Source organism: Citrobacter sp. Cf072 (assembly GCF_030334485.1).
Taxonomy (GTDB): domain Bacteria; phylum Pseudomonadota; class Gammaproteobacteria; order Enterobacterales; family Enterobacteriaceae; genus Citrobacter; species Citrobacter freundii.
On record NZ_JAOWDX010000044.1, the window covers coordinates 243,461 to 268,989 of the forward strand.

Consider the following 25,529-nt stretch of genomic DNA (forward strand, 5'->3'; position numbering starts at 1 on the left):
AACCGCACCATTGCCGGATGTCGATGCTAAAGCATCTTATCCGGCCTACGTCAGAAATCAGCATTTAGCCGCCATGATAAATACGCTGCGGCCTACCCACCTTACCGTGAATAATCTCCGCAATAATCAAATGACGGCTGGCACAGTACTCCAGGTAGCGTCTGGAAGTCGTTCGGCTGATGGTAAGCGCCTGGGCGATCGTTTCCGCAGTATGGTGTACCGTCGGGTCGGCGAATAATTTCAACACTGCATTCAGTGTTAACGCATCAATCCCGGTCGGTAAATCCCCTTTCGGTTCGCCCCGCGCGTAGGCATTAAACATTTCATCAATCTGCTTTTGGCTGGCGCTGTCATTCCCCGCCAACATGCGTCGACGTTGCTGATAACGCGTCAGGGTCTGCCCCAGCCGCTCGTAGGCAATGGGTTTGACCAGGTAATCAAACGCACCGCTGCGCACGGCCTCGGAGACCGTTTCCATATCGCTGGCCGCCGTGGTAAACACTACGCCGCCCGGATAGCGCGCCTGGGTCAGCTCATGCAGCAACGTAATTCCCTTGCCGTCCGGCAAGTAGTTATCGAGCAGTATCAGACCGGGCTTAAAACGCTCAATCATCATCCTCGCCTGCTCAAGATTACCCGCCAGCCATATCTGGCTGAAACCGGGTATATGGCGGATATATTCAGCATGCATTTCCGCCAGTAGCGTTTCATCCTCAACGATCAACAGCGTTAATGGTTCCGTCATTATTTTTTTTCACTTTCGGAAGAAATAAAGAAAATAAGGTACCGCAAGGGGAGTTATCTTCGAGCGTAATCACCCCGTCACAGCGCCTCACATAACTTGCAATTAGATACAAACCGATGCCATGTTCACCTGGTTCATCGGTACGGGTGCTCACACCCTGTTCAAATATTTTCTCACGCAATGCTTCCGGCACACCGCATCCCTGATCGGCAACTTCGATGATCACGTCATCCCCTTCATCGCTCAAATAGAGCTCTACGACCTTGTTGCCTTGCAGGGTGCGTAAGCTCGCTTCAAATGCATTATCAAGCAGATTGCCAACAATTGCTGCAAACTCTGTGCTATCCAGCCCCTCGGGGAGTTGATGCAGTTGGCTCCCCGGAACGATAGTCATGGTGAGGCCCAGTTCCCGCGCGCGCTGCACCTTGCCAAACAACAGACCGGCGACCTGACGATCGGCAAATGCGCCACGCAGGCTGTCAATCAGTTGCTGTTGCGCCTGGGATTCTCCCTGCACCATGGCCAGAACCTTGTCATACTCTTTCATTTGCAGCAGGCCATTGATGGTCGACATCCAGTTCAGGTGCTCATGACGCAGCGTTCTCAGGCTCTCTACATACTGTTTGATCTGCGTTAATTGCGCATTAAGGGTAGCAATTTCATCTTTACTACGAAAACTGATGATTGCCCCAAGCAGTTCGTCACCGGAGCGAATCGCTTCACGGTTGGCGATGACGCTCAGGCCATTAAAGTTTACCATCGCATCCTGTCGTTTTTCCGCAATCTGTTGGGTGAAAAAGTCCGCTGGCTGAACCACCTCACTCACCGGTTTTCCAAGCCACTTTCGGCCTGGTGAAGACAGCCCCAGCATTTTCCTCGCACTGCGGTTTATTGCGGTGATATATCCATCAGGATCCACGGCAATCAATCCTTCATATACCGAGCTGAACAACGCTTCCTGCTGACGTACCACCCGCGCAATTTGTTTCGGTTCCATACCCAACATCTGCCGACGAATATGGGCAGCGAAAAACCAGGAGAGCAGCATAAGTACCAGCAACAGCAAGATAAACACACCGGCCATCGGGAGTAAGAAATCCGATCGCCAGCTATCGATTTTGCTGATCAGATAACCAATTGAGACTACGCCAATGATTTTGCCATCGTCATCAAAGATGGGCGTTTTAGCGCGCATTGCCATCCCGATGGACCCTTTACCGGTAATAAAGTAGCTTTCCCCTTTTTCCAGCGCACCGGGTTTGGTGAACTGCATCGGGTAGCCAATCTTTTCCGGGTTCGGATGATATAGACGAATGGAGTTGGTATCCCCGATAACCACATAGTCGAAGTCAGTTCCGCTCTGCAGTTTGTCGGCAATCGTCGCCAAACGCTTGTAATCACGATGTTTAACTGCCGTGATGATACTCTCGTTAGAGGCGATGATTTTGGCCTGGTTCATTGCCATATCGCGGACATGCGCGGCCAGATAATCTTCAAAGCTGGCGGTAAAGTATTGTGCCAGGGCGGCGATGATAAAAACAGAAACGACCAAAATAAGCAGAAAGATGCGTAAAGGAAACGCCAGGCTGCGGAAAAAAGGAAACCGTGTTTTATTTTTCTGCTCAGCCATATATCTTCCTCATCCACGTTACCCGAAACTTATTTCTCATTGTAGTTGTAATAGAAATGTTTTATTTACACGTTACGGTATAAAACAAGATCGTTGCAGATTCCCCACTTTAAATCAATTAAACAAATTAAAACCACACGCTATTTCGAGGTTAAATTAATTAAAAAACTTAAAACCATAAAACACATTAAAACCTTCTAACTTATTGTGAAATAAATCAAAAATTACCTCCAAAATACCCCTTACGATGTATGCAGCAGGGAAAAAAAGAAATACTCCGTAATAAAAAACCATTCCCTTCAATTGCAAACAAAACGTTATCAGGTTGCTAAGCAGAGCAACAAAAACAGAAACCCAGTAACAAATATAGCATCGGGGCTCTATTCACTATGTTCGGTAATAATATATTCACGCAAGTTAAACGCTCAGAAAATAAAAAGATGGCGGCTATCACGCAATTTCTGAAAGAGAATGATTTGAGCGTTGACACCACCGTCGAAGTATTTATCACCGTCACCCGAGACGACCGCCTGATCGCCTGCGGCGGTATCGCTGGGAATATTATTAAATGTGTCGCCATCTGCGAATCCGTACGGGGCGAAGGCTTAGCGCTGACGCTGGCGACCGAGTTAATCAACCTCGCCTATGAGCGCCACTGTACGCACCTCTTCATCTATACCAAAACCGAGTACGAATCGCTGTTTAAACAGTGTGGCTTTTCTACGCTGACCAGCGTTCCCGGCATTATGGTGCTGATGGAAAACAGCACCACGCGTCTGAAACGTTACGCTGAATCTCTGGCAAAACAGCGTCGTGAAGGGAAAAAAATTGGTTGTATCGTCATGAACGCCAACCCCTTCACCAACGGACATCGTTTTCTGATCCAACAGGCGGCCGCACAATGTGACTGGCTGCATCTGTTTTTGGTCAAAGAAGATACCTCACGGTTTCCGTATGAAGACCGGCTGGATCTGGTGCTTAAAGGGACAAAAGATATTCCACGTTTAACCGTGCATCGCGGTTCGGAATACATCATTTCCCGCGCCACGTTCCCGTGCTACTTCATCAAAGAGCAGAGCGTTATTAACCACTGCTACACCGAAATAGACCTGAAAATCTTCCGCCAGTACCTGGCACCGGCTCTCGGCGTTACACATCGTTTCGTCGGTACCGAGCCGTATTGCACCGTCACCTCCCAGTACAACAACGATATGCGCTACTGGCTGGAGACCCCAACGCTTCCCGCCCCACCAATTGAACTGGTGGAAATTGAGCGGCTGTGCTTCCAGGAGATGCCGATTTCCGCCTCCTGGGTGCGCAAGCTGCTGGTTAAAAAAGATCTCACGGCTATCGCATCCCTGGTCCCTGACGCCACGCTGCACTATCTGCAAAGCATGGTTGAACGAGCCTCATCGGGTGCGGCAGTCCGCCAAAATACCCCCGCATTAGCAACAGGTGAAAAATGAAAATAAACCAGGCAGCCGTCGCAGGCACACTCGAGTCCGGTGATGTGATGATTCGCATCGCCCCACTCGATTCGCAGGATATTGACCTGCAGGTTAACAGTAGCGTCGAAAAACAGTTCGGTGATGCCATCCGGACCACCATCCTGGACGTTCTGTCCCGCTACAACGTACGCGGCGTGCAATTAAATGTTGATGATAAAGGCGCACTGGACTGCATTTTACGTGCGCGACTTGAAGCACTACTGGCCCGCGCTGGCGGTATTCCGGCACTGCCATGGGAGGATTGCCAGTGATTTCCGCATCTTTGCAACAACGTAAAACCCGTACTCGCCGCAGCATGTTGTTCGTACCGGGTGCCAATGCCGCCATGGTCAGCAACTCGTTCATCTACCCGGCAGATGCACTGATGTTCGACCTGGAAGACTCCGTCGCGTTGCGTGAAAAAGATACCGCTCGCCGCATGGTGTACCACGCGCTGCAACATCCGTTGTATCACGACGTTGAAACCATCGTGCGTGTAAACGCCCTCGACTCCGAATGGGGCATCAACGACCTTGAAGCCGTGGTACGCGGCGGTGCTGACATCGTACGTTTACCGAAGACCGATACCGCGCAGGATGTCATCGACATCGAAAGTGAAATTCTGCGCATCGAGAACGCCTGTGGCCGTGAACCCGGCAGCACCGGCCTGTTAGCCGCCATTGAGTCGCCGTTAGGCATTACCCGTGCGGTAGAAATTGCCCACGCTTCCGAGCGCCTGATCGGTATTGCTCTGGGTGCGGAAGATTATGTGCGTAACCTGCGCACTGAACGCTCGCCAGAGGGTACTGAACTGCTGTTTGCCCGCTGCTCTATTTTGCAGGCTGCACGTTCTGCCGGTATTCAGGCGTTCGACACCGTGTATTCCGATGCCAACAACGAAGCAGGTTTCCTGCACGAAGCCGCACACATCAAGCAGTTGGGTTTTGACGGCAAGTCGCTCATCAACCCGCGCCAGATAGAACTCCTGCATAACCTGTACGCCCCGACGCGCAAAGAGCTGGCTCACGCCCGTTTAATCGTAGAAGCCGCTGAAGCCGCTGCCCGCGAAGGTCGTGGTGTGGTTTCCCTGAACGGCAAAATGGTCGACAGCCCGGTTATCGAGCGCGCCCTTCTGGTTATCTCCCGTGCAGAACTTTCCGGCATTCGCGAAGAATAAGGCAAAAAAATGACGCAGAAAATCGAACAGTCTCAACGCCAGGATCGCGTGGCGACCTGGAGCCGTCATGCAGAAAGTGAGCTTTCCGCTTATCAGAGCACCGCAAAAGTAGAACTACAAGCGCAAAAACCGCGCGACAAAAAGCTGTGCGCTAACCTGGAAGACGCCATTCGTCGTTCGGGTTTACAGGATGGCATGACCATCTCTTTCCACCACGCTTTTCGCGGTGGCGATCTGACCATTAACCTGGTGATGGACGCCATCGCCAGTATGGGTTTCAAAAACCTGACGCTGGCCTCCAGCTCTCTGAGCGATTGCCATGCTCCGCTGGTTGAGCACATCCGTCAGGGCGTGGTCAGCCGTATTTATACCTCCGGGTTGCGTGGCCCGCTGGCGGAAGAGATCTCCCGTGGCCTGCTGGCCGAACCGGTACAGATTCACTCCCACGGTGGACGTGTACACTTGGTACAAAGCGGCGAACTCAGCATTGATGTGGCGTTCCTCGGCGTACCGTCCTGCGACCAGTTTGGTAACGCCAACGGTTATACCGGTAAAGCATGCTGCGGCTCACTGGGCTATGCCCGCGTAGACGCCGAAAACGCGAAACAGGTTGTCCTGCTGACTGAACAACTGCTGACCTATCCACATAACCCGGCCAGCATTACACAGGATCAGGTAGATCTGATCGTGCAGATCGATCAGGTCGGCGATGCGGACAAAATCGGTGCTGATGCGACCCGCATGACCACTAACCCGCGAGAACTGTTAATCGCCCGTAGCGCGGCAGAGGTCATTGCTAACTCCGGCTACTTCAATGAAGGCTTCTCACTGCAGACAGGCACCGGCGGCGCTTCTCTGGCCGTGACGCGTTTCCTGGAAGACAAAATGCGCAGCCGCGATATCCGTGCTGACTTCGCGCTGGGCGGCATCACCGCCACCATCGTGGATCTGCATGAAAAAGGCCTGATTCGCAAACTGCTGGACGTGCAGAGCTTCGACCGTAACGCGGCTGAGTCCTTGGCCCGCAACCCAAACCACATTGAAATCAGTGCAAACCAGTATGCCAACTGGGGTTCAAAAGGCGCATCCGTTGACCGTCTGGATGTGGTGGTACTGAGCGCATTAGAAGTAGACACCAACTTCAATGTGAACGTACTGACCGGTTCTGACGGCGTACTGCGAGGCGCATCCGGCGGACACTGCGATACGGCTGTGGCCGCAGCGCTTTCCATCATCGTCGCACCGCTGGTTCGCGGACGCATCCCGACACTGGTTGATAACGTGCTGACCTGCGTAACCCCTGGCTCCAGCGTTGACATTCTGGTCACTGACCACGGTATCGCCGTCAACCCTGCACGTCCGGAACTGGCAGAACGACTGAAAGAAGCTGGTATGAAAGTGGTGTCCATTGGATGGCTGCGCGAACGTGCACAGCAACTCACCGGTCAGCCACGCGCTATCGAATTCACTGACCGCGTGATTGCCGTTGTGCGTTATCGCGACGGTTCAGTGATTGACGTTGTGCATCAGGTGAAGGAATAAGCCATGCACCTGCTCCCTGAACTCGCCACCCAACACGCGGTTTCGATTCCCGAGCTGCTCGCCAGCCGCGATGAGAGACAAGCAAGGCAACAGGACTGGCTGACACGTCACTCTGCGCCGCTGGTCTCGTTCACCGTGGTTGCACCGGGTCCGATTAAAGACAGCGCATTAACCCGTCGCATCTTTAATCACGGCGTAACCGCCTTGCTCGCACTGGCGGAACAATCTGCCTGGATTGTCAGGGAGCAAACAGCGCTGGTTTCTGCCAGCGGTCCAGAAGGTCTTTTGTCTATTGAGGCTCCGGCCCACGACCTCAAGCTCGCCACGATTGAACTTGAGCATTCACACCCGCTGGGACGGCTATGGGACATCGATGTCCTGACCCCTGAAGGGGAAATTCTGTCCCGGCGTCATTTCGCACTCCCTGCCCGCCGCTGTCTGCTGTGCGAGCAAAGTGCTGCCGACTGTGCGCGGGGTAAAACCCACGCACTTTCCGATTTACTCTCTCAGATGGAGGCACTGCTGCATGATGCCGATTCCCGCAACATCAACCAATAATGCAGTCCTTCCTCTGGATCTGCCTGATGCTTACGCAACGCTCGCGTGGCGCGCCATGCTGACTGAAGTCAACCTGTCACCTAAACCCGGTCTGGTAGATCGTATTAACAACGGCGCGCATAAAGATATGGCGCTGGAAGATTTTCATCGCAGCGCCGAAGCGATTCAGGCCTGGCTGCCACGTTTTATTGAATATGGGGCGTTTAGCGCACAGCTGTCGCCTGAGGATGTATTGAAAGGACTGCGCCCGCTGGGCATGGCCTGCGAAGCTGATATGTTTCGCGCCACCGCTGGGGTGAACACTCATAAAGGGAGCATCTTTTCTCTGGGCCTGCTGTGCGCCGCCATTGGCCGCCTGCACCAGCTCCAACTAACTGTTACCGCTGAAACCATTTGCTCAACGGCAGCAACATTTTGCCGTGGTCTGACCGAGCGCGAACTGCGCCAGAACAATCAACAACTCACGGCAGGCCAACGTCTTTATCAGCAACTGGGATTAACCGGCGCACGGGGCGAAGCCGAAGCGGGATACCCGCTAGTCATCCAGCATGCCCTGCCGCACTACCGCGCGCTGCTGACTCAGGGCCGCGACCCTGAACTGGCGTTACTCGACACTTTATTGCTGCTGATGTCTATCAACGGCGACACCAACGTGGCTTCACGTGGCGGCGCAGAAGGTCTGCGTTGGCTACAGCAGCAGGCCACCGCCCTGATGCAGCAAGGGGGGATTCGTACCCCTGCCGATCTCGAATACCTACACCAGTTCGACCAACAGTGCATTGAACGCAACCTCAGTCCCGGAGGCTGCGCCGATCTGCTGATCGTCACCTGGTTCTTAGCTCAGATTTCACAAGTTCATCATTATCACAATTAAAGATCCTTTCCGGAGAATCACACACATGTCTTTAGCAAAAGATAAAATATGGAAGTTACTGGCCCCATTGGTCGTAATGGGCGTCATGTTTCTTATCCCCGTCCCTGATGGAATGCCTCCACAGGCCTGGCACTACTTTGCCGTGTTTGTGGCGATGATCGTCGGTATGATCCTCGAGCCAATTCCGGCAACAGCGATCAGCTTTATCGCCGTAACGATCTGCGTTATCGGCAGCAACTATCTGCTGTTTGATGCTTCAGAACTGGCCGACCCAGCATTTAAAGCGGGTAAGCAAGCGCTGAAATGGGGTCTGGCGGGCTTCTCCAGCACCACCGTGTGGTTGGTGTTTGGTGCGTTTATCTTCGCACTGGGTTATGAAGTCACCGGTCTGGGCCGTCGTATCGCGCTGTTCCTGGTGAAATTCATGGGTAAACGCACCCTGACGCTGGGCTATGCGATTGTTATCATCGACATTCTGCTGGCGCCGTTTACACCGTCTAACACCGCGCGTACCGGTGGTACCGTATTCCCGGTTATCAAAAACCTGCCGCCGCTGTTTAAATCATTCCCGAACGATCCTTCCGCGCGCCGTATCGGCGGATACCTGATGTGGATGATGGTAATCAGTACCAGCCTGAGCTCCTCTATGTTCGTGACCGGCGCTGCGCCAAACGTACTGGGTCTGGAATTCGTCAACAAAATTGCCGGTATTCAAATCAGCTGGCTGCAATGGTTCCTCAGCTTCCTGCCGGTCGGTATTATTTTGCTGATCGTTGCTCCGTGGTTGTCATACGTTCTGTACAAACCAGAAGTCACTCACAGTGCTGAAGTTGCCGCATGGGCCGGTGATGAACTGAAAGGCATGGGTAAACTGACCCGTAAAGAGATAACGCTGATCGGTCTGGTTCTGCTCAGCCTGGGCCTGTGGGTCTTCGGTGGTAAACTGATTGATGCAACCGCAGTGGGTTTGCTTGCTGTCTCCCTGATGCTGGCGCTGCACGTGGTACCGTGGAAAGACATTACCCGCTATAACAGCGCATGGAACACCCTGGTTAACCTCGCCACGCTGGTCGTTATGGCGAATGGTTTAACCCGTTCAGGCTTCATCGACTGGTTCGCCAACACCATGAGCACGCACCTGGAAGGCTTCTCGCCTAACGCGACCGTAATCGTGCTGGTGCTGGTGTTCTACTTTGCTCACTACCTGTTTGCCAGCCTTTCTGCACACACTGCCACCATGCTGCCGGTTATTCTGGCTGTCGGTAAAGGTATCCCGGGCGTGCCAATGGAACACCTGTGTATCCTGCTGGTACTGTCCATCGGTATCATGGGCTGTCTGACTCCATATGCAACAGGCCCTGGCGTTATCATCTACGGCTGTGGTTATGTGAAGTCCAAAGACTACTGGCGTCTGGGTGCTATCTTCGGCGTTATCTACATCTCTATGCTTCTGCTGGTCGGCTGGCCGATTCTGGCAATGTGGAGCTAATCATTTCGGTTCACACCTGATGAAAATGATGCCAGTCAGCTAAACCTGACTGGCATTTTTTATGATTAAATAGATGATATTCAGAATTTATATAAGTATCCGAAATCATCATGACATCAACATGGCGTTATTCTTCGTTGCTGGCAGCACTCCTGCTGCCAGTTTCTGCAGCTCAGGCCGATGAACTTCAGGCAAAACAGTACGCTGATTTTGACAGCTACGTGCTGGCCCTCTCCTGGCAAACTGGATTTTGTCAGAGCCAACACGAGCGTAATCGTCAGGAGCCTGACGAATGTCGTTTACAAAAAGAGAGCGCAGACAAAGCGGATTTCCTGACCGTTCACGGTTTATGGCCCAGCCTGCCTAAATCCATTGCCGCCCGTGGAGTCGACAACCGCCGCTGGATGCGTTTTGGCTGCGCGACTCGCCCTATTCCCAACCTGCCTGAAGCACGTGCCAGCCGTAAATGCGCGGCCCCCGAAACCGGGCTGTCACTGGAAAGCGCAGCAAAACTCAGCGCCGTAATGCCCGGCGCTGGAGGGAGATCCTGTCTGGAACGTTACGAGTATGCCAAACATGGCGCGTGTTTCGGTTTTGATCCCGACGCGTACTTTGGCACGATGGTACGGCTGAATAATGAGGTTAAGAACAGCGAGGTGGGCAAATTCCTGGCGGAAAACTACGGCAAAACTGTCAGCCGTAACGCATTTGACGCCGCAGTTGCCAAAAGCTGGGGCAAAGAGAACGTCAAAGCAGTGAAGCTAAGCTGCCACGGCAATCCGGCGTATCTCACTGAGATCCAGTTATCCCTGAAAGCCGACAACATCAACCAGACGTTATCTGCACAGTCATTCTTACCGCAACCGCATCCGGGTAGCTGCGGTAAACAGTTTATTATCGACAAAGTGGGATATTGAAACTTGCGACCGACGCTGCAAGCTGGCGTCGGTCCGTAAGCTCAGCGTTTTGCTCGTGCATCCGGGCGAACTAAATCAAAACGGTGTGTTTCACTGATCGAATAATACGCCGTTGGCCCACCTGCACGCAGTACCGGCTTCGCTTTCGCCGTCTGATAGATGCCGTCTTCCAGGAGTGTTTCATCAATGTGGATGCCCACCACTTCCCCCAATACCAGCCAGGTATCAACCGGTGAGCCATCAGCGGTAGTCAGTTGCAGGCTTTGCGATAAGCGACACTCAAAATTGACCGGGCTTTGCGCCACGCGCGGCACGTTGACTATCCGGCTATCTGCTTTACTAAGCCCGGCGGCAAAAAACTCGTCCTCACCGTGCGGCAAGCTGGCTGACGTTTCGTTCATCGCAGTGGCCAGCTCAAGAGTCGTCAGGTTCCAGACAAATTCACCGGTTTCGATAATATTCTGCACGCTGTCTTTCCAGCCGCTGCTAGCGAAACCGATAATCGGCGGATGATAGTTAAAACAGTTAAAGAAACTGTATGGTGCCAGATTGTGCCGACCATTGCCGTCACGCGACGCAATCCAGCCAATCGGGCGCGGTCCAATGATGGCATTTAGCGGGTCATGCGGTAAGCCGTGTCCCTGTGACGGTTGATAGAAATACATAGCGTTCCCTGTTGAAGTTAACGTCAGCGCAGCACAAATTATGCTTCGCTCATCCCCCTGGAAAAAGAAGATCAGCGTAGAACAATCTGCCAACGATTACGACTGAATAAAGTTGAGCAGGTCACCGTTGATCTGTTGTTTATGGGTGGTGCAAATGCCATGCGAGCCGCCGACATATACCTTCACTGCGAATCAGGCAGTATTTCCGCCGCGACCTTTCCGCAGGTTTCAAACGGGACAATCTGATCGTCATCACCGTGGATCACCAGCGTCGGGATGGTCATCTTTTTGAGGTCCTCACGCAGATCTGTTTCCGAAAACGCGTGAATACAGTCGTACAACGCTTTGATGGAACCTTGTAAACCCTGTTCAACAAAACTTTCCCTGACGGCTTTCGACTCTTTTGCGCCAGGACGGTTGTAGCCATAGAATGCAGCGGTCAATTCATAGAAAAAGGCGGCGCGATCGTTCACAACCCCCTCACGGATGCCATCAAATACCTCTTTCGGCACGCCATTTGGATTAAAGTCAGTCTTGATCATGATGGGCGTCACCGCGCCAATTAACACCGCTTTTGCCACCCGCTGCGTCCCATGCCGGCCAATATAACGAGCCACTTCCCCACCGCCGGTAGAGTGTCCGACATGGACGGCATCTTTAAGATTGAGATGCGCGGTAAGTTCAGCCAGATCGTCAGCATACTGATCCATATTGTGACCATCCCAGGGTTGGGCCGAACGCCCATGGCCACGCCTGTCATGGGCGATCACACGAAATCCTTTCGACCCGAGGAACAACATCTGATCCTCAAACGCATCTGCCGTCAGCGGCCAACCATGACTGAAGACAATGGGCTGTCCACTTCCCCAGTCTTTAAAATGCAAATAGCTGCCGTCTTTCAAAGTAAGTTTGTCGTACTGGCTCATGAGATCTCCTGTCGCGGAACACTGAGTTGTTTGACGCGCCCGCAGCGAGCGCTTAAAAAGCATAATGCAAATTGGAGAACGATCACGTTTTTCGGCTAAAATCACACCATACGCGACAATATTGATGATTTGCCTGAATGTGAACTAAATCACTTCAAACATGGGGTAAGTCTCAGTATCATCATAAAAGCTAAACCCTTGCCGCCTGACGGTGAGGGTTTTCTTTTGGGATTATTTACCTGCGCACCCGCAGTATCGACGACATGGAGTAATAAATGTCCAGACCAACTATCATCATTAACGACCTCGATGCGGAACGCATTGACCGCCTGTTGGAGCAACCTGCGTTTGCTGGTTTACCGATTGCCGACGCCCTTAACGCCGAGCTGGATCGTGCCCAAATGTGTTCTCCAGAAACCATGCCGCACGATGTCGTGACCATGAACAGCCGCGTGAAATTCCGCAATCTGAGTGATGGCGAAGTCCGTGTGCGTACCCTTGTGTATCCGGCCACTATGACTGACAGCAGCACACAGCTTTCGGTAATGGCACCTGTCGGCGCTGCACTTTTGGGGCTGCGCGTTGGTGATACCATTCACTGGGAACTGCCAGGCGGGACCTCAACGCACCTCGAAGTTATTGAGCTTGAGTACCAGCCTGAAGCTGCAGGCGACTACCTGCGCTAACTCTGTCTTATCAAAGCCACTCGCTTTATCTTACAGGGGATGCATCCGCATCCTCTTTCCGGTTAGATCTCCCTGCTCCTCGCTTTCTTTCATGTTCGCAAAACATAAATCTGTGTCGTGACTGACAGAATCATTTTTAATACTATGCTGTTATGTGTTCATGTAATGACAAGGAGAATGTTTATGTACAACACAATCATAATGCCTGTTGATGTATTCGAAATGGAACTGAGCGACAAGGCTATTCGCCATGCAGAATTTCTGGCCCAGGATAAAGGGGTTATCCATCTGCTGCATGTGCTGCCAGGCTCAGCGAGCTTAAGCCTGCACCGCTTTGCGGCCGATGTCCGTCGTTTTGAAGAGCATCTGCAACACGAAGCGGAAACCCGTCTGCAAACGATGGTCGGTCACTTCAGCATCGATCCTTCCCGTATTAAGCAACACGTCCGCTTTGGCAGCGTCCGTGACGTGGTCAACGAGTTGGGTGAAGAGTTGAATGCAGATGTCGTTGTCATTGGGTCGCGTAACCCATCAATCAGCACCCATCTGCTCGGCTCAAACGCTTCCAGCGTTGTCCGCCACGCGACTTTGCCAGTGCTGGTTGTTCGTTAACAGCCACTGATTCGCTAAAGAAAACCCCTGCCAGGTTAACGCCTGACAGGGGTTTTTATTACCTCACGATCAATACAAATGACCGATATTCACGATGGTGCTGATCGTATCGCCAAAGAACGTCAGACGACTCAGGAATATGCCAACAAACAGCAGGACAAAAATCGCTTTTGCGCGACGCTCTCCCTGACGGCTTAGCACAAAGGCCACCGCCAGACACAGCAGACTCGCCAGATAAAGCGGCGACGTCAGCCAGGCATGCGCCGTCATCTGCATGATAGTGCCGCCGCTTAGCCAGATAATGGGCGCGGCGATCATGACCGCCATACACACAACAATCCCCTGGCGCAATGCGGCAACGGCAGGTGCAAGGTTAAGCAGTGGAATCGCCGCACACCCCATCACCCACACCGTGATAAAGAACAACAGCATTGTCAGACCGTTGGCTATCGCCACCATTGCCGGGGCAGCATAGGTCATCCCCTGCACCGCCACCAGCGCGATACCGAGAACAGAGGCCAGAACAGCTGGCGCTTTGTGCCCTTTTGCCAAAAACGTCACCCCGACCGCCGCACCGTATAAGGTTGCGCCAAGAATTTCACGGCTCAGCCAGGCGTGCTGCAGGTTAATCAGGGCATCGTAGGCGCGATCCGGATGCGCAAGGTGCAGGATCGCTGCAACGGACGCCACCGCCAGAACCAGCCCACTTACCAGCCAGTACAGGCGTTTGCTTTCCAGTTTTCCTTGCAGCGTGTGTAGCGTCAGAATGAGCGTGATCCCAACCGACATCTGGCTCAATACGGTAAAAATAACCAGCGGAAGTTCATACTTTTCCATTACTTGCCCTCCGGCTGCTTCGGCTGACGCGCAAGGATAAAACGCGTGCCAGGATTAAGCTGCGGCATACGCGGGAATCCCGGCGGATACTGTACGGCATTGTCAGGTATAGGATCGGCATCCAGATCGATAAGTGTCAGCGCACCTACCGGACAGGCATTCACGCAAGCCGGTTGCATACCAACATCAAGGCGCTCGTAGCACATGCTGCATTTTTCCGCTTTCTTCGTCTCCTCATTAAAACGCGGCGCACCGTATGGGCAGTTGCGGATACAGTTTTTGCATCCAATACAGCGCTCCGGGTTATGCACCACGACGCCATCTTCACGCTTGGTGTACGCCTCTACCGGACACGCCGCCAGACAGGCCGGGTTTTCGCAGTGGTTACAGGCCAGCGAATAGAACGCCCGCTCTTCATGCGGATAAATTTCTTTATCCAGCGGGTAGACATAGCGCCAGAAACGTTCAGGTTCCAACTGGTTAAAACTCTTACACGCCATTGCACAGCCACGGCAGCCGATGCATTTATCGCTATTAACTAAAAACGCGCGTCTCATGCCGCTGCTCCTTTACTGATCAAAATGATGTCCGCAAACTGACTGTGGATAGCCGCACCTGGCGCACCGGTTTTCATCAACCCCATATCGGCTGGGGTATCTGCCACCACGTTTTGAACGTTGTATTTCCGTTTCGGGAACCACGCCTCGTACATCACCAGGAAATCTTCCGGAACGTTAGCGGTCACCTTCGCACGCAGTTCTACTTCACCTACGGTGTTAAACACTTTCACCAGGTCGTTTTCGGCAATGCCTCTTTTTTCTGCGGAAATCGGATGCATATAGACAAACGGCTCCGGATAGAAGACCTGCATCCAGTCAAGGTTGATAAATTGGGAATGGATACCGAACTGCACATGCGGTGTAAACAAGTGGAATGGCAGCGTGCTTTTCGCCTCCGGTTTGTATTCCGGCAGCGCCGTATGGCCATTTTTCTCACACAGCTCAGATCTGAACTCAAACTTTCCTGAGGGGGTTTTAAATTTGCGGTCATACCAGGCCGCAGAACTCGGCAAAATGGCTTTTTTCGGGCCATCCAGTAAGTCATCCCAGGAGGAGATGCCAAACATTTTGGCCATTCCGTCATTGAATTCCTGGTCCAGCCAACGCTTATGATTGAACTCCTGCGGGAATGTGCAAGAACCCGGCTCCAGCTTGTTGATTGTGCGGGAAAGTAAAACGGCGATTTCCAGATCGCATTTTGCCTCGTACATTGGCTTAATTGCAGGCTGGTTGATTGAGAGCCAGTAGTGCCAATATGAGGCGTCTACGTTCCACTCTTCAAAGGCCGTGGTGACAGGCAAAACGATATCGGCATGCTGGACGGTCTCGTTAAAGAACTGATCGGCACAGACCACCATTTCCAGTTTTTCGAATGCTTTTTCCATCTTGCTGCGATCAAAATCCTGAGCAAACGGGTTCTTACAGGCAACCCAAAGCATTCGGACAGGCGGCTCGTTGGCTTCCAGAATTCCCTTGGCGGTCTGGTTGATATTCAATGAGCGATCGGAATACTGTGCGACTTCCCCCGCAGAACCAAACTCGCTGGTAGTTCCCGCTGCACCTGGCATACCGATGGAGCCTACCGGTGGCTTCTGCAGCATGGCATTGTAGTTAAAGCCCCAGGTATGCAGGTGGCCGTAGCGAGCGCCACCGCCTTCAATGCCAATATTGCCGGTCATTGCCACAAAGGCATCGATCGCCCGTACGTTAGCGCCGCCGTTAACATGACGCTGCATGCCGTAGCCAATCCACACGGTAGCAGGGTTAACCGCGGTAAATTCTTCCGCCAACTGGCGAATAACATCCGCCGACAGCCCGCAAATCTCAGACGCCCACTCTACGGTAACGCTGTTGCGCAGATAGGCTTCGAATTCCGGGTAACCGTGGGAATAGTTGTTGACGAAATCCTGGTCCACCAGACCTTTATCCACCAAATGACGTGCCATACCCAGCGCCAGCGCACCATCAGAACCAGGACGAACGCGTAAATAGAGATCGGCTTTCGCAGCGGTCTGGGTTAACAGCGGATCGATAACGACCACTTTCGCCCCTTTCTCCCGCGCCTGGTAGATATACTTCATGGTGTGCATAGAGCACCAGGCCGGGTTAGCGCCCCAGATAATGATGTATTTTGCTTTCACAAAATCTTCCGGGTCGTTACACCACATATCACCCATATCGTAGTTCTGGGCATCGATACCGGCTGGCCAGCAAGGTGTTCCGGCAAAACGCGTGGTGTAACCCAGCGAAGACATCATCCCTTCAACCGCATAGTTCAATACCCCAAATTTGCCGGAATATTTGGTCATCGCCAGACCCAGCATTGAACCGTCTTTCTTTTTAATCTCCAGCATCTTGGTCGCAATGCGCTGCATTGCTTCGTCCTAGGAAATACGACGCCAGTTCCCGCTACCGCGAACATCCTGAACCATCGGATATTTAATGCGGTCCGGGCTGTATACCCTGCGTGGATAGCTCAGTCCCTTCACACACGGAGTTCCATGCGTAAACGTTGACTCAGGCGCACCCTCCACAAAGGTGATGACGTCATCCTTCACCCAGGTTTTCAGGCTACAAGTGTCATAGCAGTTACGCGGACAGGCGTTACGATAGATTTTGTAGGTTTTGGGGTTAAATGGAATGGGCGGTTGCGCCAATGCACAACGTGAAGTCAGCAATCCCCCTGGCAGGGCTGCGACCGTGCCAAGGGCAATCAACCCTTTCAAAAATGAACGTCTGTTCAGAACTCCCGGTTCATTACTCATATTGATACTCTCGTTTTTAATTCATCAAGCCAAGAAGACAATCTTCCAGCAACGTTTTTCAACGTGGCGGTTTGTGCATTTATATTTATTTTTTCTATATACTCGGGCACCCACACCGCGACATACTCAGAGGCATATCGAGTAAGGGTCACCTGGTATTCTGACGATGCTCTGGCATTAGCTGATAATAAAACCGCCAATTCCAATACACAGGAAATATGATCATCCGGAATATTATTCACGACACTTATAGATAACCCTATATTTGCCATGAATTCCCGAATGCTAAGGGTTGATTTACCCATTACAAGGGCATCTTCTTCAAGATAAACCGAGGCAAACGGCGCGGCCTTTAGCTTCTGCGGTCCGACAAACAGCGCATTGAAGTCGTACTCCGCTTCCAGCCACTCCTGCTCTGTTAGCGCCGAGGCATTTATATCTAAAGCTGAATAAGCCGCTTTCAGCGTGCAACTATCGTGAGAGATAAAAAAATCACGTAACAATAACCCTGTCGATTCAAAGATCGTCAGGGTTTCATATATTTCACCCATGAATTAACCAACCATTTATTCACACAACAAATGAAAAATAATGCAGGTTAATATAATAAAGATAACGCCCTCTCTTTCTTTGATGAAAATAATGATCAGGCTAATTAAGTGAATGTTTTATACGGTTTATTGTTTCAAGAATTGACAATGTGAGTATATGGAAATAAAAAACCGCCAGCGGATGACTGGCGGTTTTGGCATTGCAGGTGAGTCTTACTCTTTTTATGCTACTGTCGTGCGAATCAGATAATCAAACGAACTCAACGAGGCCTTCGCGCCTTCACCGGTCGCGATGATAATCTGCTTATACGGTACGGTGGTGCAGTCACCGGCAGCGAAAACACCTTTCACGCTGGTTTCGCACTTGGCATCGATGATGATTTCACCCATGCGATTACGTTCAACGGCGCCTTCCAGCCAGTTGGTGTTCGGCAGCAGACCAATCTGTACAAAGATACCGGCCAGTTCCACATTGTGAACATCCCCGCTCACGCGGTCACGATACTCCAGGCCAGTGACCTTGCTGCCATCGCCTTTCACTTCTGTCGTTTGCGCGTTCAGAATGATGTCGACATTTTTCAGGCTGCGAAGCTTATTCTGCAGCACCTGGTCTGCCTTCATTTCAGGAGCAAACTCCAGCAGCGTCACATGTTCAACAATACCTGCCAGGTCGATAGCCGCTTCAACGCCAGAGTTACCGCCGCCAATTACCGCGACACGCTTACCTTTAAACAGCGGACCATCACAGTGCGGGCAATAGGTTACACCTTTGGTGCGATACTGATCTTCACCCGGAACGTTCATGTTGCGCCATTTCGCGCCGGTGGCGATGATAATGCTACGTGCTTTCAGCACCGCGCCGGAGGCTGTTTCAATCTGATGCAAACCGCCTTCCTGCGCTGCCGGGATCAGTTTGCTTGCGCTCTGGCTGTCGATCACATCGACATCATAATCATCAACGTGTGCTTTCAGCGCACCTGCCAGTTTCTGACCTTCAGTTTTCGGTACTGAGATGTAGTTTTCAATATCAACGGTATCAAGAACCTGACCGCCAAAACGTTCGCCCATCAGACCGGTGCGAATGCCTTTACGTGCAGAGTACACCGCTGCCGCCGCCCCCGCAGGACCAGAACCGACAATCAACACGTCATAAGCATCGCGCTTATTCAGTTCTTCAGCCGCACGTTTTTCTGCGCCGGTATCCACTTTCGCCACGATCTCAGTCAGCGTCATACGACCCTGGCCGAACTCTTTGCCGTTCATAAATACCGCCGGAACGCCCATCACGTTACGATCGGTGATTTCGTTCTGGAATGTACCGCCGTCAATCGCCGTATGTTTGATACGTGGGTTCAGTACCGACATCAGGTTCAACGCCTGCACTACGTCCGGGCAGTTGTGGCAGGAGAGCGAATAATAGGTTTCAAATTCAAAATCACCGTCGAGATCGCGGATCTGCTCCAGCAACGCCTGTGCCTCTTTTGACGGGTGACCGCCGGTCCACAGCAGAGCCAGCACCAGAGAGGTAAACTCATGACCCAGCGGAGAACCGGCAAAACGCGGTCCCTGGTGAGAACCGGGATTGGTAATCAGGAACGATGGCTTACGCACCGCCAGAGTATTGTCTTCTTTAAAGGTGACTTTTTCTGACAGTTCAGCAATTTCAGTCAGCAGTTCCTTGATTTCTGCCGATTTAGCGCTGTCATCCAGCGTAGCAATCAGCTCAACAGGTTTGGTCAGTTTCTCAAGATAAGCCCTGAGCTGGGTTTTCATATTTGTGTCGAGCATTATTCTTCCCTCTCTGAAAACATCATCATGCAAGCCGATTTTGCGGGACTGCATTAATGCAACTTGCGTCATGGTGCTGGAATAAAACAGGCGCAGATTTGCGCCTGTGGAATGCCGGATGCACTACGTTTATCCGGCCTACAAATTATGCGACTTAAATCTTACCAACCAGGTCCAGAGATGGAGCTAAGGTTGCTTCACCTTCTTTCCATTTCGCCGGGCAAACTTCACCTGGGTGAGAAGCGACATACTGTGCAGCTTTAATTTTACGCAGCAGGTCAGATGCATCACGGCCGATACCTTCAGCAGTAACTTCGATTGCCTGGATGATACCCTGCGGGTCAACAACGAAGGTTGCGCGGTCAGCCAGACCTTCATCTTCACGCATGTTGTCGAAGTTACGGGTCAGGGCGCCAGTCGGGTCGCCGATCATCGCGTATTTGATTTTCGCGATGGTCTCAGAGCTGCTGTGCCATGCTTTGTGGGTGAAGTGGGTATCAGTAGATACGGAATACACATCTACGCCCAGTTTCTGCAGTTCTTCGTAATGGTCTGCAACGTCACCCAGTTCGGTCGGGCATACGAAAGTAAAGTCAGCCGGGTAGAAGAAGAAGACGCTCCAGCGACCTTCGGTATCTTTCTCGGTTACTTCGATGAACTCACCGTTTTTGAACGCCTGGTTTTTGAAAGGTTTAATTTTGGTATTAATCAAAGACATCTGTACTTCCTCCGTGTTTTCGTTGAGAGATAAGTTAACGAAAATCTCTTAGCAGGGCTAATGCGTTTCCTTTATCAAATCAATAAGCGTTAACTAACAACTTACTCAATCGAACCTAAAAGACAAAAGTAAAAAAGGCCCCCTATGCAGGGAGCCTCATTACCCGAGCTACCCGCAGGTAACGTCAGTGCCAGCAGGGCTGGCTATGTGTTGCGCTCTACATTACCTTAACAAAGGTCGTAACAGCGATTGGGATTACATCACCCAACTCAAGAAAGGGCAATCGACGGACCGTCGATCTTACCTATGGCTGCGATAGGTTTTGCAATTAAGCCCCCTTTCCTGCTGATTTTATAAGGAAAATCAATGTTTAAACGTACCTTACTTTTAACCCTGCTCCCTGCCGTGGTGCATGCCGAAGAACTGCCTGCTCCCGTTAAAGCTATTGAGAAACAGGGCATTACCATCCTGAAGCCTTTCGATGCACCGGGTGGAATGAAAGGCTATCTGGGAAAATACCAGGACATGGGGGTCACTATCTATGTCACGCCTGACGGTAAACATGCCATCTCCGGCTACATGTATAATGAAAAAGGCGAAAACCTCAGTAATTCGCTCATAGAAAAAGAGATCTATGCCCCTGCCGGACGTGAAATGTGGCAGCGAATGGAAAAAGCATCGTGGATTCTGGACGGGAAAAAAGAAGCACCGGTTATTGTGTACGTGTTTGCCGATCCCTTCTGTCCCTATTGTAAACAGTTCTGGCAGCAGGCGCGTCCGTGGGTAGAATCCGGTAAAGTTCAGTTGCGTACATTATTGGTTGGCGTAATTAAACCTGAAAGTCCGGCCACCGCCGCTGCAATTCTGGCAACCAAAGATCCGGCCAAAACCTGGCATGACTATGAGGCATCCGGTGGGAAAATGAAGCTGGAAATCCCGGCTTCGGTCCCTGCGGAGCAAATGAAGTTACTGAATATCAACCAAAAGTTGATGGATGATTTGGGGGCCAACGTAACGCCGGCTATCTATTACATGAGTAAAGACGATACGTTACAACAGGAAGTAGGCTTACCGGATAAAGAAAAATTAAACATTATCATGGGAAATAAATAAAAGTAACAAGATGAGTGATTGTTATCGTTCTCATATCAATCACTCATTTAAATTAACTTTCCTGCTGAAAATTACGCAACTTGTGCTATTTTAGCTAAAGTTAATTATTCATTAAGCACACAAACATAAATTTCAAGAATAATTACCATTTAAACTATTCCACAATTGAATTTCTCACTACATTACCATCACAGGAAAGTACGCATGGCTAACCTCTATGACCTCAAAAAGTTCGATCTCAACCTGTTGATTATATTTGAATGCATATATCAACATTTGAGCATCAGCAAGGCTGCAGAAACGCTGTACATCACGCCATCAGCTGTAAGTCAGTCATTGCAACGACTGCGTACGCAGTTTAACGACCCTTTATTTATTCGCTCCGGCAAAGGTATTACGCCCACGGTGACGGGTATTAATCTTCATCATCATCTTGAGCAAAACCTTAATCAACTGGAGCAAACAATAAGCATCATGCATGGTGCCCAGCTGAAAAATAAATTCATTATTTACAGCCCACAACTTACAACCACCGTAAATGTGACGACATTAATTCATGCTCTGGTACAAGATTCAGATATTGAAGTCGAACATCACGATATCTTAATGTCGGCAGAAACTGCTGAAAACATACTGGCTTACCGCAAGGCCGACATGGTGGTTACGATGATGCCGGTCCATAACCGTTCCGTCGTTTGCATCCCTTTTAAGACTATCGAGAGTGTTTTGATTTGCAGAAAAGACCATCCCAGAATGAATGACTCAAGCACCCTGCAACAAATTATGCAAGAGCAATTCACCTTCTTACTCACCGAAGAGAAAGGTATTAAAGAATGTCAATCACAAGCCAATACTTTTTTTGTTAATCGTAAGATTGGATTTAGTAGCGATTCTCTGACATCAATCGTTAATATTATTTCCAGCACGGATATTATTGGCCTGATTCCTAAATTAATGTACGATCACTATGCGACTGCACTTAATCTCAAAGAGATTAGTGTTGACTTTAATCTACCCAGCGTCCAGCTATTTTTAATGTATAACAGGGCGTCGCTTAACAACAAAGCATTCGCTGCATATATAAATCAAATCTCCTCAGAAGGTCTGTAAATCGTATTGCAATTTCTCATCAGTACATTTAATTCATTTTCAGAATGTAACAAGGCAACACATACAAATTAAATATATATTTAAATATTGCATACTATATAAATTGGCATATCGTAATAATGTGCATCTCTTATTAATACAAACAATAAAAATCTCTGATATGGTCTTGATATGTCTGTTTATAAAATACCATTGAATCAAAACGTTCTCGAAGCCGCACAGGATCGTATCGCCTGGACGCTTGAGGCTCTGCCACGCATTTGCGTTTCTTTCTCTGGAGGTAAAGATTCGGGGCTGATGTTACATCTAACCGCCGCCATTGCCCGCCAGTTACAGAAAAAAATAAACGTCTTGTTTATCGACTGGGAGGCGCAGTTTTCCTGCACTATCGATTATATCCAGGCGCTGCGCGAGAGTTATTCCGATGTCATCGAAAATTTCTATTGGGTGGCATTACCGCTGACGACGCAGAATTCACTGTCACAATTTCAACCCGAATGGCAGTGTTGGGAGCCGGGTACGCAATGGGTTCGCCAGCCGCCCGCAGATGCCATAACCGATCCTGAATATTTCTCCTTCTATCAACCCGGCATGACCTTTGAACAATTTGTTCGTGAGTTCGCTGACTGGTTTTCGCAGAAACGACCGGCTGCCATGATGGTGGGCATCCGCGCCGATGAGTCATATAACCGCTTTGTTGCCATTGCCAACTCGCAAAAGCAGCGTTTTGCCGATGACAAGCCGTGGACGACTGCTGCACCTGGTGGACACACCTGGTATATTTACCCGCTGTATGACTGGAAAACAGCCGACATCTGGACGTGGTTTGCGAAGTCAAAATTGCCGTGTAACCCCCTGTATAATCTGATGTACCAGGCCGGGGTCCCGACACGATATATGCGCATTTGCGAACCCTTTGGCCCGGAACAGCGTCAGGGATTATGGCTATATCATGTCATTGAACCCGAGCGCTGGGCGGCTATGTGCGCCCGTGTCAGCGGTGTTAAAAGCGGGGGTATTTATGCCGGTCATGACAACCATTTTTACGGTCATCGGAAAATACTTAAACCAGAGCATTTAAGCTGGCAGGAATATGCCATGCTGCTATTGAACAGCATGCCGGAGACTACTGCAGAGCATTACCGCAACAAAATCGCCGTCTATTTGCAGTGGTATAAGAAAAAAGGCATGGATAATATCCCGCAAACTCAGGAAGGCGATATTGGTTCGAAAGATATTCCTTCATGGCGACGTATCTGCAAAGTCCTGTTGAATAATGATTACTGGTGTCGGGCACTTTCATTCAGTCCAACGAAACCCAAAAACTACCAACGCTATAACGAACGTATGAAAACAAAACGCCAGGAATGGGGAATCTTATGCAACACCGACTAACTCACGAACTCCTCGGCTTTCTTTCTGGCCTGTCAGAAGAAGAACGAATTGAAGCCATCAATGAATTCAGGCGGGCGATACACAGCGTCAGTCCCTTTCGCGAGGAACCCGTAGATTGCGTACTTTGGGTTAAAAATGATCACATTTCACCCAATGACTACAACCCCAATAACGTTGCGCCACCGGAGAAAAAGCTGCTGCTGAAGTCCCTTGAAGCAGACGGGTTTACACAGCCCATTGTGGTGGTTCACTCAACGGCAGAGGAATACGAAATTGTCGACGGTTTCCACCGCCACGAGTTAGGTAAAGCCAAAGCCTCACTGAGGCCCAGGCTTAAAGGATACCTGCCGGTTGCCTGTTTAGAACGAGAACGCCATGAGCGTATGGCGGCGACCATTCGCCACAACCGCGCCCGTGGGCGTCATCAAATCCACGCCATGTCAGAGATTGTCCGCGAGCTATCGCAACTGGGATGGAGTGAAGAAAGAATTAGCAAGGATCTCGGCATGGACAACGACGAGGTGTTACGCCTGAAGCAAATCAACGGTCTGCAAGAGTTGTTCGCCGACCGTCGATTCTCCAAAGCCTGGACGGTGAAATAGCTACAGCGACACCAGACGTTCAGCTGCTGTTAACAGCGTCGATTCTTGCTTGGCAAAACAGAGACGAATCAGTTTATGCGGGAAAGGATCGGCGCAGAACACAGACAGCGGTATCGCCGCAACGCCCACTTCAGTGGTCAGCCACTGGCAAAATTCCACGTCGTTAAGCGTGGAAACGGCGCTGTAATCGACCAGCAGAAAGTACGTGCCTTCACACGGCAGAATTTCCAGTCGGCTGTCACGCAGCGCGTTCACCAACACGTCGCGTTTTTTCAGATAAAACGCAGGCAGCTCGCGATAGTGTGCAGGATCTTCTCGTAGCATATCCGCCAGGGCCAACTGAGCCGGCGTGTTGACGGAAAACGTCAGATACTGGTGTACCTTGCGTAACTCAGCGCTAATGGCTGCTGGCGCAACGCAGTAGCCAATCTTCCAGCCGGTCATATGGTAGGTCTTACCAAACGATGAAACAGCAACAGCGCGTTCCCGCAGCTCTGAATGTGCCAGCACACTGGCATGCCCTTGCCTGGCGAAACAGATATGCTCATAAACTTCGTCGCTGATGACAAAGATCTCGCGTTCTTTAATTGCTTGCCACAGCGCGTCAAAATCGGCCTGATGCCACACGGTGGCAGAAGGATTATGTGGCGTGTTCAGGATAACCAATCGGGTACGGTCGCTGAGTAAGGCACTAAAAGCCTGCCAGTCGACGCGAAAAGACGGTGGTTGCAGCGCGATACGTTTAACCACCCCGCCGGATAATTCAACCGCAGGCGCATAGCTGTCGTAGCTCGGGTCAAAACAAATCACCTCATCACCTGGGCGCACCAGCGCAGTGATCGCGGCATACAGCGCTTCTGTGGCCCCCGCCGTGATGGTCACTTCACTATTCGCGTCGGGTTTGTAGCCGTACAGGTCTGCCGTTTTATCCGCGATGGCTTCGCGCAGCGGCTGCACGCCCGTCATCGGTGCATACTGGTTTGCACCGTGCGCGACGTGATACGCCAAACGCTCCTGCAAAAAGAGCGGACCGTCAAAATCAGGAAATCCCTGCGAGAGATTAATGGCCTGATGCTGCTGCGCCAGCGCACTCATTTGCGTGAAGATAGTAGTGCCCAGGTTAGGCAGTTTGCTTTGCGGAATCAGCGGGTTATTACTCATTATTGTTATCCCAGCGTGTGATGTTGTGGTTGAAGCCACTATAACACGATGCTAGTATTTGGCAATCAAGACGTTCAGACGTCTATATAAAAATAACCTGCCTGGACAGGACAGCCAAAGGA

Annotated in this window: 23 protein-coding genes and 2 pseudogenes; 14 read left to right on the top strand and 11 right to left on the bottom strand. The window is 50.9% G+C overall.

Going from position 1 to position 25,529, the window contains the following annotated elements; all coding sequences use genetic code 11:
• Positions 1 to 64: 64 nt before the first annotated feature.
• Together dpiA and dpiB are read right to left on the bottom strand one after the other, a co-directional pair.
• On the bottom strand, positions 65 to 745 hold the full coding sequence (dpiA, locus tag OGX66_RS10275; RefSeq protein WP_003022133.1) for a two-component response regulator DpiA: 681 nt from the start codon (positions 743 to 745) through the stop codon (positions 65 to 67).
• A complete protein-coding gene (gene dpiB, locus OGX66_RS10280; protein ID WP_049002017.1) occupies positions 714 to 2,375 on the bottom strand; it encodes a sensor histidine kinase DpiB in 1,662 nt (553 codons plus the stop codon). The genes dpiA and dpiB overlap by 32 nt, the downstream gene beginning before the upstream one ends.
• A gap of 389 nt (positions 2,376 to 2,764) precedes the next feature.
• On the opposite strand from dpiB, the gene citC reads away from it, so the two are divergent.
• The 8 genes from citC to rna all read left to right on the top strand — a co-directional run bounded on the left by citC (position 2,765) and on the right by rna (position 10,419).
• Complete coding sequence (gene citC, locus OGX66_RS10285) at positions 2,765 to 3,841, top strand: [citrate (pro-3S)-lyase] ligase (RefSeq protein WP_003022129.1); 1,077 nt, start codon at positions 2,765 to 2,767, stop codon at positions 3,839 to 3,841.
• The gene (gene citD, locus OGX66_RS10290; protein ID WP_003022125.1) at positions 3,838 to 4,134 is read left to right on the top strand and encodes a citrate lyase acyl carrier protein; all 297 of its coding nucleotides are present in this window, start codon (positions 3,838 to 3,840) and stop codon (positions 4,132 to 4,134) included. The genes citC and citD overlap by 4 nt, the downstream gene beginning before the upstream one ends.
• Complete coding sequence (locus tag OGX66_RS10295) at positions 4,131 to 5,039, top strand: aldolase/citrate lyase family protein (RefSeq protein ID WP_088902608.1); 909 nt, start codon at positions 4,131 to 4,133, stop codon at positions 5,037 to 5,039. Before citD ends, OGX66_RS10295 begins: the two co-directional genes overlap by 4 nt.
• A gap of 9 nt (positions 5,040 to 5,048) precedes the next feature.
• Positions 5,049 to 6,581 (top strand): citrate lyase subunit alpha, encoded by a 1,533-nt coding sequence (citF, locus tag OGX66_RS10300; RefSeq protein ID WP_003835599.1) that lies wholly within the window; start codon positions 5,049 to 5,051, stop codon positions 6,579 to 6,581.
• Positions 6,582 to 6,584: 3 nt separating this feature from the next.
• Positions 6,585 to 7,139, top strand: coding sequence for a citrate lyase holo-[acyl-carrier protein] synthase (citX, locus tag OGX66_RS10305; RefSeq protein ID WP_044712724.1), 555 nt, complete (start codon positions 6,585 to 6,587; stop codon positions 7,137 to 7,139).
• Complete coding sequence (gene citG, locus OGX66_RS10310) at positions 7,108 to 8,013, top strand: triphosphoribosyl-dephospho-CoA synthase CitG (protein WP_003835603.1); 906 nt, start codon at positions 7,108 to 7,110, stop codon at positions 8,011 to 8,013. Before citX ends, citG begins: the two co-directional genes overlap by 32 nt.
• A gap of 25 nt (positions 8,014 to 8,038) precedes the next feature.
• Positions 8,039 to 9,502 (top strand): citrate/succinate antiporter CitT, encoded by a 1,464-nt coding sequence (gene citT, locus OGX66_RS10315; protein ID WP_003022114.1) that lies wholly within the window; start codon positions 8,039 to 8,041, stop codon positions 9,500 to 9,502.
• A 110-nt stretch (positions 9,503 to 9,612) separates the two neighbouring features.
• Positions 9,613 to 10,419, top strand: coding sequence for a ribonuclease I (rna, locus tag OGX66_RS10320; RefSeq protein ID WP_003835606.1), 807 nt, complete (start codon positions 9,613 to 9,615; stop codon positions 10,417 to 10,419).
• A 41-nt stretch (positions 10,420 to 10,460) separates the two neighbouring features.
• On the opposite strand, the gene OGX66_RS10325 is transcribed toward rna, so the two are convergent.
• Positions 10,461 to 11,084, bottom strand: coding sequence for a flavin reductase family protein (locus tag OGX66_RS10325; protein WP_003022109.1), 624 nt, complete (start codon positions 11,082 to 11,084; stop codon positions 10,461 to 10,463).
• A gap of 96 nt (positions 11,085 to 11,180) precedes the next feature.
• A pseudogene (locus tag OGX66_RS10330) lies at positions 11,181 to 12,010 on the bottom strand (alpha/beta fold hydrolase).
• 275 nt (positions 12,011 to 12,285) lie between these two features.
• Between OGX66_RS10330 and rnk the strand changes: the two are divergent.
• Together rnk and uspG are read left to right on the top strand one after the other, a co-directional pair.
• The gene (rnk, locus tag OGX66_RS10335; RefSeq protein ID WP_003022104.1) at positions 12,286 to 12,696 is read left to right on the top strand and encodes a nucleoside diphosphate kinase regulator; all 411 of its coding nucleotides are present in this window, start codon (positions 12,286 to 12,288) and stop codon (positions 12,694 to 12,696) included.
• A 183-nt stretch (positions 12,697 to 12,879) separates the two neighbouring features.
• The gene (gene uspG, locus OGX66_RS10340; RefSeq protein ID WP_003022101.1) at positions 12,880 to 13,308 is read left to right on the top strand and encodes a universal stress protein UspG; all 429 of its coding nucleotides are present in this window, start codon (positions 12,880 to 12,882) and stop codon (positions 13,306 to 13,308) included.
• 69 nt (positions 13,309 to 13,377) lie between these two features.
• Here uspG and OGX66_RS10345 read toward each other — a convergent pair whose 3' ends face one another.
• From OGX66_RS10345 to ahpC, 6 genes and pseudogenes are all read right to left on the bottom strand, one after another.
• Positions 13,378 to 14,145: a dimethyl sulfoxide reductase anchor subunit family protein gene (locus OGX66_RS10345; RefSeq protein ID WP_270921605.1), complete on the bottom strand. Its 768-nt coding sequence runs from the start codon at positions 14,143 to 14,145 to the stop codon at positions 13,378 to 13,380.
• Positions 14,145 to 14,702, bottom strand: a complete 558-nt coding sequence (locus OGX66_RS10350) for a 4Fe-4S dicluster domain-containing protein (RefSeq protein WP_003022094.1) — start codon at positions 14,700 to 14,702, stop codon at positions 14,145 to 14,147. The genes OGX66_RS10345 and OGX66_RS10350 overlap by 1 nt, the downstream gene beginning before the upstream one ends.
• Positions 14,699 to 16,969, bottom strand: a pseudogene (locus OGX66_RS10355) (molybdopterin-dependent oxidoreductase). Before OGX66_RS10355 ends, OGX66_RS10350 begins: the two are co-directional and overlap by 4 nt.
• Positions 16,966 to 17,520, bottom strand: coding sequence for a TorD/DmsD family molecular chaperone (locus OGX66_RS10360; RefSeq protein ID WP_057101280.1), 555 nt, complete (start codon positions 17,518 to 17,520; stop codon positions 16,966 to 16,968). The pseudogene OGX66_RS10355 and the gene OGX66_RS10360 overlap by 4 nt, the downstream one beginning before the upstream one ends.
• Positions 17,521 to 17,742: 222 nt before the next feature.
• Complete coding sequence (ahpF, locus tag OGX66_RS10365; RefSeq protein WP_003835619.1) at positions 17,743 to 19,308, bottom strand: alkyl hydroperoxide reductase subunit F; 1,566 nt, start codon at positions 19,306 to 19,308, stop codon at positions 17,743 to 17,745.
• Positions 19,309 to 19,462: 154 nt separating this feature from the next.
• Entirely contained in the window at positions 19,463 to 20,026 is a 564-nt protein-coding gene (gene ahpC, locus OGX66_RS10370) for an alkyl hydroperoxide reductase subunit C (protein ID WP_002894394.1), read from the bottom strand.
• A 366-nt stretch (positions 20,027 to 20,392) separates the two neighbouring features.
• Between ahpC and dsbG the strand changes: the two genes are divergently transcribed.
• The 4 genes from dsbG to OGX66_RS10390 all read left to right on the top strand — a co-directional run bounded on the left by dsbG (position 20,393) and on the right by OGX66_RS10390 (position 24,246).
• On the top strand, positions 20,393 to 21,139 hold the full coding sequence (dsbG, locus tag OGX66_RS10375) for a thiol:disulfide interchange protein DsbG (protein WP_016149767.1): 747 nt from the start codon (positions 20,393 to 20,395) through the stop codon (positions 21,137 to 21,139).
• Positions 21,140 to 21,343: 204 nt separating this feature from the next.
• Complete coding sequence (gene citR, locus OGX66_RS10380) at positions 21,344 to 22,249, top strand: DNA-binding transcriptional repressor CitR (protein ID WP_032936897.1); 906 nt, start codon at positions 21,344 to 21,346, stop codon at positions 22,247 to 22,249.
• Between the two features lie 171 nt (positions 22,250 to 22,420).
• Positions 22,421 to 23,644, top strand: coding sequence for a phosphoadenosine phosphosulfate reductase (locus tag OGX66_RS10385; protein ID WP_003835626.1), 1,224 nt, complete (start codon positions 22,421 to 22,423; stop codon positions 23,642 to 23,644).
• Complete coding sequence (locus OGX66_RS10390; RefSeq protein ID WP_088902609.1) at positions 23,629 to 24,246, top strand: IbrB-like domain-containing protein; 618 nt, start codon at positions 23,629 to 23,631, stop codon at positions 24,244 to 24,246. The genes OGX66_RS10385 and OGX66_RS10390 overlap by 16 nt, the downstream gene beginning before the upstream one ends.
• Here the strand turns inward: OGX66_RS10390 and OGX66_RS10395 are convergent, their stop codons facing one another.
• Entirely contained in the window at positions 24,247 to 25,407 is a 1,161-nt protein-coding gene (locus OGX66_RS10395) for a pyridoxal phosphate-dependent aminotransferase (protein WP_103798323.1), read from the bottom strand.
• Positions 25,408 to 25,529 lie beyond the last annotated feature (122 nt).

Bases quoted from the DNA above. Each gene is read 5' to 3' on its own strand.
- dpiA (WP_003022133.1), bottom strand. From the start codon at position 745: ATGACGGAACCATTAACGCTGTTGATCGTTGAGGATGAAACGCTACTG.
- dpiB (WP_049002017.1), bottom strand. From the start codon at position 2,375: ATGGCTGAGCAGAAAAATAAAACACGGTTTCCTTTTTTCCGCAGCCTG.
- citC (WP_003022129.1), top strand. From the start codon at position 2,765: ATGTTCGGTAATAATATATTCACGCAAGTTAAACGCTCAGAAAATAAA.
- citD (WP_003022125.1), top strand. From the start codon at position 3,838: ATGAAAATAAACCAGGCAGCCGTCGCAGGCACACTCGAGTCCGGTGAT.
- citF (WP_003835599.1), top strand. From the start codon at position 5,049: ATGACGCAGAAAATCGAACAGTCTCAACGCCAGGATCGCGTGGCGACC.
- citX (WP_044712724.1), top strand. From the start codon at position 6,585: ATGCACCTGCTCCCTGAACTCGCCACCCAACACGCGGTTTCGATTCCC.
- citG (WP_003835603.1), top strand. From the start codon at position 7,108: ATGATGCCGATTCCCGCAACATCAACCAATAATGCAGTCCTTCCTCTG.
- citT (WP_003022114.1), top strand. From the start codon at position 8,039: ATGTCTTTAGCAAAAGATAAAATATGGAAGTTACTGGCCCCATTGGTC.
- rna (WP_003835606.1), top strand. From the start codon at position 9,613: ATGACATCAACATGGCGTTATTCTTCGTTGCTGGCAGCACTCCTGCTG.
- OGX66_RS10325 (WP_003022109.1), bottom strand. From the start codon at position 11,084: ATGTATTTCTATCAACCGTCACAGGGACACGGCTTACCGCATGACCCG.
- rnk (WP_003022104.1), top strand. From the start codon at position 12,286: ATGTCCAGACCAACTATCATCATTAACGACCTCGATGCGGAACGCATT.
- uspG (WP_003022101.1), top strand. From the start codon at position 12,880: ATGTACAACACAATCATAATGCCTGTTGATGTATTCGAAATGGAACTG.
- OGX66_RS10345 (WP_270921605.1), bottom strand. From the start codon at position 14,145: ATGGAAAAGTATGAACTTCCGCTGGTTATTTTTACCGTATTGAGCCAG.
- OGX66_RS10350 (WP_003022094.1), bottom strand. From the start codon at position 14,702: ATGAGACGCGCGTTTTTAGTTAATAGCGATAAATGCATCGGCTGCCGT.
- OGX66_RS10360 (WP_057101280.1), bottom strand. From the start codon at position 17,520: ATGGGTGAAATATATGAAACCCTGACGATCTTTGAATCGACAGGGTTA.
- ahpF (WP_003835619.1), bottom strand. From the start codon at position 19,308: ATGCTCGACACAAATATGAAAACCCAGCTCAGGGCTTATCTTGAGAAA.
- ahpC (WP_002894394.1), bottom strand. From the start codon at position 20,026: ATGTCTTTGATTAATACCAAAATTAAACCTTTCAAAAACCAGGCGTTC.
- dsbG (WP_016149767.1), top strand. From the start codon at position 20,393: ATGTTTAAACGTACCTTACTTTTAACCCTGCTCCCTGCCGTGGTGCAT.
- citR (WP_032936897.1), top strand. From the start codon at position 21,344: ATGGCTAACCTCTATGACCTCAAAAAGTTCGATCTCAACCTGTTGATT.
- OGX66_RS10385 (WP_003835626.1), top strand. From the start codon at position 22,421: ATGTCTGTTTATAAAATACCATTGAATCAAAACGTTCTCGAAGCCGCA.
- OGX66_RS10390 (WP_088902609.1), top strand. From the start codon at position 23,629: ATGCAACACCGACTAACTCACGAACTCCTCGGCTTTCTTTCTGGCCTG.
- OGX66_RS10395 (WP_103798323.1), bottom strand. From the start codon at position 25,407: ATGAGTAATAACCCGCTGATTCCGCAAAGCAAACTGCCTAACCTGGGC.